This is a genomic window from Oceanobacillus sp. AG, from assembly GCF_009746545.1.
Classification (GTDB): Bacteria; Bacillota; Bacilli; order Bacillales; family Amphibacillaceae; genus Oceanobacillus; species Oceanobacillus indicireducens.
The window spans coordinates 1-15305 of the sequence record NZ_WOWT01000047.1 but is presented as its reverse complement, the minus strand read 5'-3'; the positions used below and the strand labels follow the sequence as shown (position 1 = coordinate 15305).

The window sequence follows — 15305 nt, the reverse complement described above, 5'->3', positions numbered from 1 at the left end:
AAAGGAAACTTAGTTCGCGCTTGGAAAGACCCTATGTACAGAATGTCAGTCGATGGTGAGGTTAACCACCCAGCTGGAGATACTTTCACAGAGCTCTCGGAAGCTGAAATGAGTGGGATAGCGGGAGCAGCAGATGTTGAACCAATGGTTTCTTCAGGCCTAATCTGTACGATTACTGCCGAATGTCCTAACTGTTCTTGGACATGCTTTATTCCTTGTCTCTAAAAATTTATAAAAAGGAGTGATCTTTTATGACAAAAGGAAACTTAGTTCGCGCTTGGAAAGACCCTATGTACAGAATGTCAGTCGATGGTGAGGTTAACCACCCAGCTGGAGATACTTTCACAGAGCTCTCGGAAGCTGAAATGAGTGGGATAGCGGGAGCAGCAGATGTTGAACCAATGGTTTCTTCAGGCCTAATCTGTACGATTACTGCCGAATGTCCTAACTGTTCTTGGACATGCTTTATCCCTTGTCTCTAAAATGTATAGTGAATCAACATTACAATAGTCCTGAATATTCACTGCGCCTACAGTGGATATAACAGAGACAAAATGTTGGTAAATGTGCATGACTTGGTGAATTTCATCAATTTAGACTATACATCCATGTATCCTTTTTTAGTAAAAGAAATAGTGCAGAGGTGATTTAATATTGCCTCTGCACCTCAAATTAACTTTTTTTCGAAAGAGGTGTATTTTTGATGTCCATAAGAATTTCACAGAAGAATGTTAACTATAGAAATTCATCATTTATTCACGAAAGAGAGTATGACTTCGAACAGACAAGTAACATATTAGACCATTCTAGGTATGAATACTGGAACAAATTTATTGGGTCAGAAAGGTTAGTGGAAAAGTCTATTAACCACAGACAACTTTCCAAAACGTCTTTCATTCGAATTCTACACTCTAAAAATTTCAACGTCAAGTTTTTAGATGAACAATATAATCCAGATGAATTGGATATTTTCCAAAACATTAAACTTCCTGATTCACTAATAAAGACTGCTCAAGGGAAAGATCATAAATTCTTTTCATTTCTAATTCCCTATTTACAATTAGGTTATGGAAAATTACAGGATTATATTCATGAAAATAAAAATTCTGTAACAGATACTGCTATTAGTGCGGTTTTATCTTCCCTTGCGGAGCAGTTATTAAGATTATCTATTCGCACGTTAGTTCTAGAACTTAACGTAGAGAGAGTGAATGGTACATTAAAAGGTAGTACTTCAGAGGAGAGATATCATTATTTTAATAGTATTTTACTAAAGAATAAGGAATATGTTCAAAAAATTTATGATGAATACCCATTTTTGGTAAGATTGTTACTTTCAACTACTTACCGTTGGGCACATAATGTTAGCGAGATCATCAATAACTATTGTAACGACAAAAAAAAGTTGAATGAAACATTCGGAATTGAAGAAGGAGCCTGTATTGAGTTAATTAAAATTGGAACAGGAGACTTACATAAAAAAGGGAAAAGTGTTGCGCATTTGAAACTTACTGATGGTACTAAAATTGTTTATAAACCGAGATCATTAAAGTTAGATGCAAACTTTCAGGAACTATTGGTGTGGTTAAACAATAAAAAATTAACCCTCCCTCTCTATGAAACTAAGATTGTAATGGGCGATGACTATGGTTGGGTAGAATTTGTTGAAGTTAACTCTTGTAAGAAGGAGATAGAAATTAAAAACTTTTATCATCGTACAGGATACTATTTAGGTCTTTTATATGCAATTAATGCAGTTGATTTTCATTACGAGAATATTATCGCGGTAGGCGATCAACCAGTATTAGTAGATTTAGAAGCGATTTTTCATCAAGATTTAATTTCATTTGATGGAGATACAGCCCTTGATAAAAGTCGGAAGTTTATCCAAATGTCAGTGTTACAAATTGGTTTACTGCCAACCAGTTTTTTTTCTGCCAAAGATAAAAAAGGAATAGACTTAAGTGGTATTGGAGCTAGTGGTGATCAATATTATCCAAACAAAATATCGACGCTTGATAAAACATATTCAGATGAAATGAAGGTGGTAAGGAGAAATGTCCAAGTACCAGCAGGTGAGAATCGCCCGAAACTTAATGGGGAGTATGCGGATCCTTATCAATATAAAGTAAACATAATAGAGGGATTTAAAGAAATTTATAAATTAATTACAGATAACAAAATGGAGTTTAAAAACCTAATTACTTTTTTATTCTCTGAAGTACAAACAAGACAAATTGTACGACAAACCAAAAGATATAGTGATATTTTACAAATAGGCAATCATCCAGATTTTATGAGAGATGGACTTGACCGGGAAATGTTAATAGATAAATTATGGTTAGATACCTTATACCTACCAGACTTAACAAAAGTAATTAGTTCTGAAATAGCGGATATGTTATTAGGGGATGTACCGATATTTACAACTATACCTAGTCAACCTCATTTGTGGGATAGTAGAGGAAATTGCATTGAGAATTTTTTTAAAAAAGATGCGCTGTCCATTTGTAAAGATAAAATAGACCAGATGAATGATAGAGATATGGATCAGCAAATTGAATTAATTGAAACATCCATGCTATCTATAAAAAAAGCAGAGAATCGCCCACTTGTGAATAATGAAAAAGGCAACTATTACTCAAAAGATGAATATTTAAAAGAAGCAATTAAGATTGGAGACTATCTTCAAACAAAGGCATACCATGGTACCAATAATGGACAGAAAGACATAGCTTGGATTGGGTGTAATCTTATTGGTGATGAACAGTTTGAATGGAAGATACAATCAATCGGGACTAATTTATATGATGGTCTTGGTGGTATAGCGATTTTTTATGGCTATTTATATAAATTGACAGGAAGAGTCGATTTTCGTGATACTGCTGAACAAGCAATCGTTCCATTGTTAGCTAAGTTAAAAGAGTCGAACTATCCGAATATCGGGGCATTTGTTGGATTAACTTCTGATCTTTATGTCTTAAGTCATATGAGTATACTGTTACAGAAACCAGAACTTCTAACAGAAGCAACATCTTTAATGCCTTTATTAGAGGAGAGTATTGAAAAAGACAAACAGTTCGATATTATAGGTGGGGCAGCAGGAGTGATTATAGTTCTACTCGATTTATACAATTACAATAAAAACCCTATATTTTTAAAACTAGCACAAAAATGTGGAGATTTTTTAGTGGAAAATGCCGTTCCTACAGACGATAATGGCGGCATAGGATGGGATGGACAATCTTCATCTGTCCCTTTAGGTGGATTTGCTCATGGGGTGTCAGGAATTGCAGTAGCTTTAGTAAAGTTACAACAATATATTGATAGACCCAATTATAGTCAAATAATTTCAGCTGCATTAAAGTTTGAAAGAAGTCTTTATGATTCGAATAAAAAGAATTGGTATGATCTAAGAGTTGTTGATGGACAGTCTCATAAAGATCTTGATTTCTTTCCAGCTGCTTGGTGTCATGGAGCTGCTGGCATCTGCCTATCTCGAATTTTATTATGGAAACTTGGGTACAAGGATGACTTATTTGAAGAAGAAATTCGTATAGCTATAGATACAACTCTCAAATTTGGATTTGAGAAAGATCATTCATTATGTCATGGAGATATTGGAAACATAGAAATATTGAGCTATGCAAACAACTTTTTAAAAGACGAAAAAATTTCAACTGAAATAAATAATTATAAATCACGATTATTAAATGAAATTAAAAAGGGTATTTATTGGAGTGGGCTCCCTACTTTACATGAAACTCCAGGTTTGATGGTTGGACTTTCAGGGATTGGACTTGGATTGTTGAAATTTTATGATGAGTCTCAGGTTCCATCGGTACTAAAATTGGATTCTGCATTTTCCGTAATAAATTAATTGAGAAAGAAGCGAATAATCTGGTCCTTAGTGGATTAATCGTTTTTTCTAAGGAGGGTTGTTCATGCTGAAAAAGATATTCAAAAGGAATAAAATATCATTTATTAAACAATTGAATCAGCAACAGTGTGGACCCACATGTCTTACTATGGTTTTGAATTTCTTTCATTTACCTTACAGTCAGGAAGAGATTACAAGGAAGTGTTTCGTAAGTAGAGAAGGTGTGACTGCTTTAAATATAAAAAGAGTTGCCAATGAATGTGGTTTACAAGCAGGTGTATATAAGGTTGGTATTAATAAAATTAGAAACCTTAAACTACCAGCCATCTTACATTGGAATGACAATCATTACGTTGTTCTAGAAAAAATAAAAAAAGGCGTATTTTTTATCGCTGATCCAGCTCTGGGAAGAATTCGAATAAACATGGACGAGTTTTTAAAACACTATTCAGGTGTTGCGATACAGTTCCAGAAATCAAATGTAAAACAGAAAAAAAGAGGAACGGTAAAAAAACGCTTGGCGTTTTATTATAGATATTTTTGTTCTAAACCAAGTATCCTAGTTAATATATTCCTTTTTACGATAGTTGTACAAGTAGCAACATTAGTCGTTCCTTTTTTTATACAATATGTTGTTGATAATGTTCTTCTCCCTGGAAGCAGCAACTTGATTGACATTTTAGGTATTTCTATTTTGCTTTTGTTTATAGGGTATGGAATCTTTTCTATAGCGCGAGGATTACTTGTAGTGAAACTACAAGCGGTCATGAGTAGACATTTATCTTTTGACTTCTTTTCTCATATGATGGACTTACCAATGCGTTTTTTTGAAAGTCGTATCAGTGGTGATTTGGCAAGCCGATTGAACAGCTTATCAATCGTCCGGGAAGTTCTCTCAAAAAATGGAACGACCATATTGATGGATTTGCTAATGCTATTTGTTTATGCGGTAGTAATGTTTTTTATTTCGCCTTATTTGGCTGTTTCAACCATCATAATTGCTGGAATCCAGTTATTCCTTATGATAACTTTTGTGCCAAGATTACACCGTCTTACTCAACAGGACCTTTCTGTTCAAGGACAAACGCAAGGTTATCTTATCGAAGTACTGAGAGCAATACAAGTGATTAAGGCTAATGGACTTAATAATAATGTGAAACAAAAATGGGAAGGGATATATTCTGAGCAGGTAAAGGTCACGTCAAGAAAGTTTGCATTAGGATCCCTAGTAGATGGAATTGTTGGAGCTTTGAGAATAGCTTCACCACTACTTATTTTATGGTTAGGTATTCAAGAAGTTAGTAATAATGCTATGACAATTGGACAACTCTTAGCCTTCAATGTTCTTGTTTCATCCTTTCTTGCTCCGATTGGGTCCCTTGTTTCAAACATACAACAGTTCCAATTACTAGATAATGTATTTAAACGAATTGAGGATGTTTTTGATTCGGAAATTGAAAAATCGAACGGGAAAACACAAATGAATATTAAGAAGAAACTTGTTTCGTTTAGAGACGTTAGTTTTTCGTATTCAAATCAAGATCAACATTTTGATGTAAAACAATTGAATATTCAAATAGAACCAGGTAAAAAAACAGCCTTAGTTGGTACCTCCGGTAGTGGTAAGACAACTATTCTTAAACTTTTAGCAGGAATGTATTTTCCAACAAAAGGAGAAATTTATTTTAACGATGTAAATTTGAAAGACATGGATTTAACTTATTTACGGAAGCAAATCGGTATAGTACTCCAAGATACGGCCCTTTTTAATGATACAATCGAAAAAAACATTTCATTTTTCCGTGAAGCAGATCTAGAAGATATTCAAAGGGTTGCAGAAATTGCTTGTTTACATGATGACATTAGCAGCATGCCAATGGGTTATAAAACAGTAATTGGTGAAAACGGTCAACTGCTTTCCGGTGGACAAAGACAAAGATTGGCTATCGCAAGAGCATTGGTCGATAACCCAAGTATTTTGATATTAGACGAAGCTACAAGTCAATTGGATACTTTAACAGAAAAGAAAATCGATCAGAATCTAGAAGATCATCATATCACAAGGTTAGTAATTGCCCATCGACTTTCGACCATTCTAGATGCGGATCGAATCTATGTGATAAAAAATGGAGAAGTAATCGAAACAGGTACACACAGTACATTATTACAAGAACGTGGTTTTTACAAAGAAATGTGGGAAAAACAAGTTGGTTCTGAAAATAGATATGTAGAAGAGGTCCTGTGAACTAATCGAAAAAGAAACCAGTCAAATATCAGACTGGTTTCTTTTCGTAGGGCATTTACAAGTAAGTAAAACAAAGGACTAACTGAATTCTTTTCTCCTAAAGTGAAGCAACCCTAAAACAGTAAAAAGAACAAGCAATACGCTAAATATGATAAGCAATTGTTCAATTGGTGGTCGGAACGCCTCATAAGCTGGTGACATCATCATAGATGGCTGAGCCCATGGATAGAAAAAGCCATATGGAGTCTGACTTACCATTAAGACAGGGATTGTCAACCCAATGTTAACAGTAAGTGGAAGCGCGAAGCTTTTCCAGTTAAAGGCTAACCATAGCTGTAACGAAGCAAGCGGTAGAGAAGCAAGCCAGCCAAATAGACCATAGATGATAAAATCTTTTAATATAAACGTTCCCGAGAGATCAAAGAGGTGACCGATGGCAACATATTGAATAACTAAGGAAATCTGAGTGACTGCCAACAGTAAATATAAAGTAAGTAATTTAGCAAAGTAAAGCTTTACGTGAGAAATAGGAAAGCTTAACACTTGCTTCCATCCTCCATTTAAATGATCAACCCTGCAGATGGTAGAAGCATAAATACCAACAAGAATAGGGAGAAAGATCATTCCGTAAAAAATGACAACCTGTGACCACGCGTCAACCCATAAATTAGCGTCTGGTTCGATAAACTCTCTTGCGTTAACAAGTAAATTTCCGACTCCTAGAAAGGTTGCTAAGCTTGGAATGAGAAGAGCAATAATCCAAAGAACCGATCGTTTTGTTTTTAAAAGTTCGACTGAAAAAAGATTGGAGAACATCTATTTTCCCTCCTTATGCAAATTCTTTTTTTCTAAAATGAATAAACCCAACGAAAAGAAGCAATAAACCTATGATAAAACTCGTGCCAACAATGTCCCACGGTAATCCAACCGATTCCTGGTTAGGCGATGGCAATACTTGGACATAAAATGTCCAGGGTAACCATTTTCCTAATGGTAACTGTCCCCCAAGAATGGTTAGTAAAATTCCAAGGGAACCAATCGTAATCGGTATTGCTTGGTTTGGAAAGGTAAGCGCTAGCCATAACTGCAAAGCAATCAGTGGAACAGCAGTCAAAAATGGAAAAAGGGAAAAACCTAAAATTTGCGTCCAAGGAAAGGTGTCATTTCCAACCATCATACCTAAGATGATAATTCCTATCATTAAAATGAATCCCGAAATAATCGTTAGAACCGTTGACCAAGCAAATTTGTTAACGTATACGTGAAATCGTGAAACAGGCATGGAGAAAATAGACTTCCAGCTGTTCCCCTGATGTTCTATATTTGCAATGATGGATGTGATTAGTGTTACTTCTAGTGGAACGGCTAGAAGTATAAGAAAAAAACTAAATATCCATATTGGGTCCCACATGGTCATTCCATCCTTAGCGGCTTGTTGAACAATCGTGTCATAGCGTAAAAATATATTCAAACCATTTGCCAGTACAATAATGAATGGTATGATCAACGGAAGAATCCAAAGCCATGTTCGCTTGTATTTTACTATTTCTGAACTTACCACCTTGCTCATCATACAGATTCACCCACCCCTGTTAGTTCGATAAATATATCTTCTAAGGATTGTTTCACTTCTTCCAATCTGTTTACCCGAAAACCTTCGGAAAGCAGAGTATAATTGATTTTCTCTGCAAATACAGGGTCTGCGTCTTCCATGATAACTCTCGTATCGGTAAGTTTAGCATCATATCCTTGTTCTTTCAGAAACGTAAAGGCTTGGTCCGCACGATTGACGCCGATGTGTAATTTAGGTTTACTTTTCTCTTTTAGCACATCGATGGAGTCCTGAAAAATTAACTCACCTTTATTAATGATGCCCACTTGATCAGCCATTTGTTCAATTTCACTTAGTAAATGACTTGAAATGATGACCGTCATGTTGTCATGTTTTGGCATCGCCTTAATCAGTTCCCGTATTTCCTGGATCCCTGCTGGATCAAGTCCGTTTGTAGGTTCATCCAATATAAGAAGCTTCGGTTTGTTCAGTAAAGCAGTTGCAATCCCTAGGCGTTGTTTCATTCCCAATGAATAGTTTTTGACTTTTTTATCTGCTGCTTTGTTCAATCGAACGATGTTTAAAACCTCCGTGATGCGACTTTTTGGTGCTCCTAGTAATCGTCGGGCAGCTTCCAAATTTTCATATCCTGTTAAATGACCATAATACGAAGGTGCTTCTACTAACGACCCGACTTGACTCAAAATCTCCATTCGATGTTTTCTTAAATCTTTCCCTAATATTTGCACACTTCCCGTTGACGGTTTAATCAGACCAAGAAGCATACGAATAGTAGTACTTTTGCCAGCTCCATTCGGTCCTAAGAATCCATAAATCGATCCTTCTTTTACGTTTAAATTGATATTGTTTACTGCGTATTGCTTCCCGTATTTTCTCGTCAACCGATTTGTTTTAATGATATCCATTAATTTTTTCCTCCTTATTACATAAAAAACTTATATATGGTCAGAACAATTGCCATTTATCATTTAAAAACCTACCGTATTAACTAAGCAGATTCCTATTGGCAGATAGCGATTCTCCCTAAAGAAAATGTCTTACTCATAAATAGTTGTCATCCATTCAACGATTCCGAGGTTTTGTTCTTCTCGCAGTTGCTCTACATTATGGTGACCGATGATTGTTCCATCCCTTATTGCAATCACTTCATCTAAGATGTTTTCTAAATCTTGGATCTCATGAGTAGTAATTAGAACGAGCTGTTTTTTTAAATCAACAAAGGAAAGCAACCCTTTGACAATGGATTGACGTACCATTGGATCAAGACCTGAAAGTGGTTCATCCATTATGATAATAGGGGCATTTCGTGCAAGAGAAAGTACAATTTTTAGCCTTCCTCGATTTCCTTTTGAGAGTTCTTTCAGTTTACTTTCCGGATTGAGCTTCATAAAGGTTAAAATTTCATTGGCCTTTTTAAGGTCAAAATCGGAAAATTGACTAGCATAAAACTCAATGGTCTTTTCCACGTTATAAAACCTGTAGTACTCATCTAGCTCTGATAAATATGAAACAATAGAGGCTGAACGGCGATTTACGGTTTTTTCATTAATAAGCACTTCCCCTTTTGTCGGGTAAGTCAGACCAGCGATTAACTTCAGCATCGTAGATTTTCCACTTCCATTTTCACCAACCAATCCGATAATTTTTCCCTTTGTTAGCTTTAAGTTCACTTTATCTAATGCTACTTTTTGCCGATATTTTTTTGTTACTTGTTGAAATGAGATCATTGCTCAGGCGCTCCTTTCTCTGCTAAATAAGATTCGATTCCTGCTTGAATTTCGTCGTCAGAATACCCCATTTCCCGCATTCCTTGCACAAAATGAGAGATTTCTTCTTTTTTCATTTGTTCTCTAATCGCTTGAAGAACTTGTTCATCATCTGTAACAAAGGTTCCTTGCCCGCGCTTGGACTCCACGATTTTCAACCACTCTAATTCTCTGTATGTTCGCTGTACTGTATTTGGATTCACGTTTACAGCTATTCCCATATCACGTATTGATGGAAGCTTTTCTCCAAGGTGTAACTCACCACGGCAGATTTGCCGTTTAATACGTTCAGCTAACTGTAAATAAATCGGCTCTCCAGAATGGAATAGATCAGTCATAAATTACACCTCAACTTTACGGTCAAGAATCCAACTACTGCCAGCAAAAAGTAGGACAGCCAATACAAGATCCCTTACAAAATGACCAATATAAAAGATGGTTGATAAATGTTCGATTTCATAATGGTAATTTTCGTTTGAAATGTTTAACTCAAAACCTGAAAGTACACTGTCGCTGTTTATCACACCCCAATCGGTTAAGAAAGATAAATCACCAATTATATTGAGAAGTGAAGCAGCGGCGAGAAACAAAAAGAATGCTAACACAAAACTGAAAAAATCATTATATGTTTTGCTCAATACCATAAAGATTGTCCAGAAAAACAAATAAGTACATCCCAATAACAACGCAGTTAATAGTAAGGCAATGACAGACGATATAGCGGTAGTTAGCCATTCATTTAAATTGATAGTCAATGTACTATTTCTATAAGCCTGCCATAGCACGATAACTGCAGTGATAAGAGTAATGAGCATATAGACTAGACCAGAAATGAGCTTCGCTAATAGGATTGACTCGATTGGCAACGGATTATGAAGCCATAAATGCATTCGTTTACGTTCTACGCTCAAGCTGTAAAGCAGGTAATAAGCTAAATAAAAAACATGAAGAGCAACTGCTACAAACGCTCCTATTGTTAACATTTCCCACATGAGATTAGTTGAAAGGCCAAACATAATACTAATTGTGAAAATTCCAATCAAGGCAATCAGTGAGAATATAAACGCTGGAAGTCCTAGGTGAAATTCTTTTTTCGTTAAATCAAACCAAGCGGTCATTTTAATTCCTCCTGTGGTTTCTTTGCGCTAGTGTTATAGTTAAATAGTACACTAATTCATAGGTACCCGTCAAGAGGGATTTTAAAAAAAGTAAAAGATAATTGTGTGTAAGCCTAATAATTTCATAAAAATAAATTTATCTCGTTCTAATCGGTGGATTTTTCGCCTTTTTACAAACTTTTTTCAAAAAAATAGTTCTTTTTTTCGGCATTTTAGAAAAAAGTTTGTTGAAGGTTATGAAAGGGGAAATCATCACCCACCTTTGCAGTTGCGAAGGGAGAGGACATGCATGATAGAACCAGATCGTACCGAGTGGCAAGTTCGCTGTGCATTTAACGCCTTTTGTAAACGTGTCTTGAAGAATGAAGCTATTAATATTTATAACGAAAGGCAACAACAACGTCTAACAAAGGAGATGACATTTTCTGACCTTACACCACAAGAAGAAAATCAACTCTATACCTGGAGAAGAAGGGCAAAGTTTTCAAGTGGCTGGAAAGAAAATCACTCCGAAATTACTTGCTGAAGCGCTGCATACTTTGCCAAAAGGAGAGCGTATCACTGTCCTACTATATTATTTTTTTAACAAATCAGATGTAGAAATAGCTGAAATACTCAATATTCCACGTAGTACCGTTCAGTATAGGTGGACAAGCTCTTTCAAAAGGTTAAAACGATTTTTGGAGGAACATGCAGATGAATGGAGTGATTAATTCTAATGTTGAAAACAACGAGCGAGGTTTATTGCCGTACCCAATTATTTTAGCTGCAAATAAGGGTGAGCCAGAAGCAATGAAAGTAGTTGTTTTGCATTATGGAAGCTATATGACAAGCCTATCCATGCGTAAGCTCCGTGATGAACAAGGAAACACTTATTGGGGCATCGATGAAGATATACGTGAACGCTTACGAGCGAAGCTTATGCAATCTGTTTTAGCTTTCAAAATTTGAATACAGAATGGTTAGGTTTTCCCTTTCATTAATCATATATTTGTTCTTTGACAAAGAAAGCACGGAAGATAACGCTGTGCAGTATAAACTAAAAAATCAGATACATTCAACTGATGGCGAGCCATCTGATTCATACGCCATGACTTTCGTTAGAAACGAGGCGATAATCTATGAGTCTAAGGCAATCGTGGTGGATTGCTGGCGATAACCCATCAGTTAGGATAATGATACTCCCCTATCGTCATGGTTCGAGCGTTTGAAGCGTCGCAAGCCATGAGTAGGGCTGGAAGAAATACTTGCAGGGGTGAAATTCCCGTGGAGCTGCACCAACAGCCGTCTGATTTTTTTCAGTTTTTATACGAACATACCATTATACAGCGTAGATTCTGATTTATGAATATGGTACTCCTTCAAAAAGGAGATAACATTTGAAGAACAATAGTTTGTTATATTAAGGAAGTGTTATCATGAGTACGATTAATATTGTATTAACCGACGAACAACTTAACACACTGCAACAAAACATTTATTCGACTATATCAAATGCTATATCCCAAGCTAGAAAAGACTCTGCACTAGAAAAGAGATACCTTAGAAAAAAGGAAGCTTGTGAATATCTAGGAATATCGAATAATACTTTGGATAAGTGGATTGAGCAAGGATTTCCAAGAATTATGATTAATCGAACACTACTTTTTGATAAACAGGCAATGAATGAATGGTTGGCGAAACATGCATGAATCGACACTTTCTGAAAAATATGCGTTATAATCAGGGTGTAGTCTTTCTTACGTTCTGATTCACTTCAAGAAAGTAGGAAAAGTGTATGGCTATTAAAGAAATGAGTAGTGGGAGTTACAAAGTTGAGGTGTTTTATCCAAAAGAGGTTCGGAAAATTTTAGGAGTAACGACACAACGATTTAGAAAAACCTATTCTACTAAAGCAGAAAAGGAAATTAAAAAGAAGATTGAACAAGTAAAAAAAGAAAAACACGGGCGTGCTCTCGAACAAAAAGGAACAATAAAATTTAAAGACTTTTACAAGCAAATTTGGATAGATATGTATTGTAACGGTTCTAGTGGAAAAACTCGACAAGTCCCTTCTTCTCAAACTGTTAAAAATACAAAAGATGTATTTCGATTGCATATCCTTCCGATGTTTGGTGAGTACTCTTTATTAGAGCTCAATACGAATAATGATTTTGTATTAAGACAATTAAATGCAAAATCACAAACTTATGCAAATATCAAAATTATCAAAAGCTATGTCAATCAACTTTTCGATATTGCAGAGTTATTAAACTATATTGAGTATAATCGTATTGCCCGAATCATTGGTTATGTTGGTGACCCTTTAAAACAACGATTAAAAGCAGAAAGAGAATTGAACGGAGAATCTCTTTCCGCAGAGGAATTACTTGCTTGGGTAAAAGCTGTTCAAGAAGATAAAGATAAAGGATATTTAACTTTGCAAGATTATGTACTATTTACCCTAACTTTGAATCTTGGTGATAGAAAAAGTGAAAGTTATGCGTTGCAATGGAAACATATCGAATTAGAAAAAGGAACTATTTTACTTGTTCAAAATAAAACAAAAGACGGAAAAATAACTGCTACAAAAGGGCGAAAAAATACAAAGTTCCAGCTACCTGTTTCCTTAGTTAACCTACTATCAAAGTGGAAAAAGGAACAAGCAAAAGAATTACTGAAAGTTGGAATCAAACAAACCGAAGAACAATTTCTATTCACCTACACTAATTCGAAAGGCGATATTAATGTACCTGTTCATATTGATTATTTAAACTATCGCGTCAATGCTGTAAAGCGTCGTCACAAAGAACTTTCTCATGTAACACCTCATAAATTGAGACATACCTTTAGTACCCTAGCTTATGAAGGCGGTGCTTCTATGGAAGAAATTTCACGTGCTTTAACACATTCTGATGCAAAAACAACACAAGTCTATGTAAATACACCAAATATAGTGGATTTATCCGCATATCGGAAGTTTGAACAACGATTAAAAGATGTACAAAATGAATGATTAGATAAAATGGAATAGTGTTTACAAAAACTAGGAGTACCCATTTTCGTACCCAATTTATATAAAAAAGCACTTCCCAAATATATGAGAAGTGCTATAAACGTTGATATAACAGTATCCCTAACGTTTTGAAAATTGTGGAGCTCTACGCGCGCCCTTAAGACCGTATTTCTTACGTTCCTTATATACAGGCTTTCATGACTGACACAAAGGCAGTTATTAGCATGAACTATAAGGAGTTTAATTTCTATCATCTTTTCTAAACTTCAGTCTTTTGTACAATAAGTATCAGAAGCCAATTATTCCAAAAAAGTTAGAATTTATTGTAATTTTGTATCATTCATTTAGAAAAGGATTATGTATACTAAAAAATAGAGCGGTTAAAATCTTCCTTACAAAATTAATAAACATAAAAAAACAACGTGTGTCTAATAAAAGCCTCACGTTGTTTTTTGCTCTTTTGTATCTATATTCGTTACATCCAATATATCCAGCAAGAATACAAACACCGGTATTCCGATAATTAACCCCCAGACACCAAAGAAATGCTGGGAAAAGATCAAGACAATAAATGTATAAAATACAGGTAAGTCTGTTTTAGAAGACATCAATTTCGGATTAAGAATATACGCTTCAATTGCATGGATAACCATAATTGCGATGAGCAAGTAAATAACGGTTAAAAAGCCCCCGATTGTATAGGCGATGAGAGATAGCGGGATAAGTGAAATGATTACACCTGCAACAGGGATAAGCCCTAAGAAAAAGACCATAATCGCTAATCCAAAGATCTGTGGGAATCCAAGAATGATTAATACAATGACCGTAAGAAATGTATTAATCAGGGCAATCATAAATTGTGCTTCAATTACTTTGCCAAAGGTGCGTGAAAACTTACTGCCGAAGTACTCGATCTCCAGGTAAAATGGCGCAACCTTACTTTTTTTGAACTTACTCGTAAATGCAAGTAGGCGGGGTTTTTCGAGCAGGAAGAATAAGCTAAGTATTAACGAGATTAAAACCTGTACACTTACCGTGCTAATATCTGTAATCGACTTTAAGAGAAATGAAAAGCCGTTTTCTATGTAGCTTGTAATTTGAGCGCTTGAAATAATCGGTTCTATAAAACTAAAAACTGGATTATTATACGATTGGATGGAGAAATTTGAAATCTGCCCAATGACTTGACTGATTTCCATCGTTATAATTGGTAAGTATTTTACTGCTCCTACTGTTAATAAACTGACGATTACGGAGTATAGCAATAACACGAGAATCGATCGGTTAAATTTGATCCGTTTCATTGTAAATTCAACTAGCCCATTCATCAAAAATGAAAAAATAAAAGTAAGGAGGATAATATTTATTAAACTTCTTACACTGTAAAGAATTAGAATGATTAAACCAAAAATAATAATGCGTTTTACTCCGGTTTTTCGAAAAAAGTCGACGATTGATTCCATATAATATTTCCTCTCTTATGCCATGTGAAGTAAGTTAACTAGTTTTGCCTATATACTTTAGTATCCACTTATAACAGGAAAAATACAAGATAAAAACTTAAGTAATTCTGCAATCATATTAAAACTGGGACAAATGCTCTGTGATATGCTCCCTTTATAGTAGACAGAGAAATAATAAAAAATCTCTATTACTATAAAAGGGAGCATTTATTATGTCTAAGCGAGTAATGAAACACACATTGGATGAAAAGATTCAAGCTGTATT

General features: G+C 35.1%; 16 protein-coding genes and 1 pseudogene. 9 read left to right on the top strand and 8 right to left on the bottom strand.

The annotated features are described in order from the left end of the window. The 4 genes from GN217_RS17790 to GN217_RS17775 all read left to right on the top strand — a co-directional run. The coding region (locus GN217_RS17790; RefSeq protein ID WP_156857985.1) for a plantaricin C family lantibiotic at positions 1-225 on the top strand (225 nt) is incomplete at its 5' end. Between the two features lie 26 nt (positions 226-251). Then, entirely contained in the window at positions 252-482 is a 231-nt protein-coding gene (locus GN217_RS17785; protein WP_156857984.1) for a plantaricin C family lantibiotic, read from the top strand. A 221-nt stretch (positions 483-703) separates the two neighbouring features. Then, positions 704-3880, top strand: coding sequence for a type 2 lanthipeptide synthetase LanM family protein (locus tag GN217_RS17780; RefSeq protein ID WP_156857983.1), 3177 nt, complete (start codon positions 704-706; stop codon positions 3878-3880). 64 nt (positions 3881-3944) lie between these two features. After that, positions 3945-6125: a peptidase domain-containing ABC transporter gene (locus GN217_RS17775; protein ID WP_156857982.1), complete on the top strand. Its 2181-nt coding sequence runs from the start codon at positions 3945-3947 to the stop codon at positions 6123-6125. Between the two features lie 78 nt (positions 6126-6203). Here GN217_RS17775 and GN217_RS17770 read toward each other — a convergent pair whose 3' ends face one another. From GN217_RS17770 to GN217_RS17745, 6 genes are all read right to left on the bottom strand, one after another. Then, the gene (locus GN217_RS17770) at positions 6204-6941 is read right to left on the bottom strand and encodes an ABC transporter permease (RefSeq protein WP_156857981.1); all 738 of its coding nucleotides are present in this window, start codon (positions 6939-6941) and stop codon (positions 6204-6206) included. A gap of 13 nt (positions 6942-6954) precedes the next feature. Beyond that, positions 6955-7698, bottom strand: coding sequence for an ABC transporter permease (locus GN217_RS17765; RefSeq protein ID WP_156857980.1), 744 nt, complete (start codon positions 7696-7698; stop codon positions 6955-6957). Beyond that, positions 7695-8603 (bottom strand): ABC transporter ATP-binding protein, encoded by a 909-nt coding sequence (locus GN217_RS17760; RefSeq protein WP_156857979.1) that lies wholly within the window; start codon positions 8601-8603, stop codon positions 7695-7697. Before GN217_RS17760 ends, GN217_RS17765 begins: the two co-directional genes overlap by 4 nt. A 132-nt stretch (positions 8604-8735) precedes the next feature. Beyond that, a complete protein-coding gene (locus GN217_RS17755; protein WP_156857978.1) occupies positions 8736-9425 on the bottom strand; it encodes an ATP-binding cassette domain-containing protein in 690 nt (229 codons plus the stop codon). Further along, positions 9422-9802, bottom strand: coding sequence for a GntR family transcriptional regulator (locus GN217_RS17750; protein ID WP_156857977.1), 381 nt, complete (start codon positions 9800-9802; stop codon positions 9422-9424). The genes GN217_RS17755 and GN217_RS17750 overlap by 4 nt, the downstream gene beginning before the upstream one ends. Positions 9803-9805: 3 nt before the next feature. Then, entirely contained in the window at positions 9806-10582 is a 777-nt protein-coding gene (locus tag GN217_RS17745; protein ID WP_156857976.1) for a hypothetical protein, read from the bottom strand. A gap of 289 nt (positions 10583-10871) precedes the next feature. On the opposite strand from GN217_RS17745, the gene GN217_RS19585 reads away from it, so the two are divergent. The 5 genes from GN217_RS19585 (at position 10872) to GN217_RS17725 (ending at position 13577) form a co-directional block, all read left to right on the top strand. Then, the gene (locus tag GN217_RS19585) at positions 10872-11108 is read left to right on the top strand and encodes a hypothetical protein (RefSeq protein ID WP_442946177.1); all 237 of its coding nucleotides are present in this window, start codon (positions 10872-10874) and stop codon (positions 11106-11108) included. Then, a complete protein-coding gene (locus GN217_RS19580) occupies positions 11071-11295 on the top strand; it encodes an RNA polymerase sigma factor (RefSeq protein WP_483310472.1) in 225 nt (74 codons plus the stop codon). Before GN217_RS19585 ends, GN217_RS19580 begins: the two co-directional genes overlap by 38 nt. Further along, on the top strand, positions 11279-11533 hold the full coding sequence (locus GN217_RS17735) for a helix-turn-helix domain-containing protein (protein WP_156857975.1): 255 nt from the start codon (positions 11279-11281) through the stop codon (positions 11531-11533). The genes GN217_RS19580 and GN217_RS17735 overlap by 17 nt, the downstream gene beginning before the upstream one ends. 467 nt (positions 11534-12000) lie before the next feature. Then, positions 12001-12273, top strand: a complete 273-nt coding sequence (locus GN217_RS17730; RefSeq protein WP_156857974.1) for a helix-turn-helix transcriptional regulator — start codon at positions 12001-12003, stop codon at positions 12271-12273. 86 nt (positions 12274-12359) lie between these two features. Beyond that, a complete protein-coding gene (locus GN217_RS17725) occupies positions 12360-13577 on the top strand; it encodes a tyrosine-type recombinase/integrase (RefSeq protein WP_156857973.1) in 1218 nt (405 codons plus the stop codon). 120 nt (positions 13578-13697) lie between these two features. Here the strand turns inward: GN217_RS17725 and rpsI are convergent. After that, positions 13698-13760: pseudogene (rpsI, locus tag GN217_RS17720) on the bottom strand (30S ribosomal protein S9); the annotation flags it as partial. 257 nt (positions 13761-14017) lie between these two features. Further along, positions 14018-15040, bottom strand: a complete 1023-nt coding sequence (locus tag GN217_RS17715; protein ID WP_156857972.1) for an AI-2E family transporter — start codon at positions 15038-15040, stop codon at positions 14018-14020. Between the last annotated feature and the right edge of the window lie 265 nt (positions 15041-15305).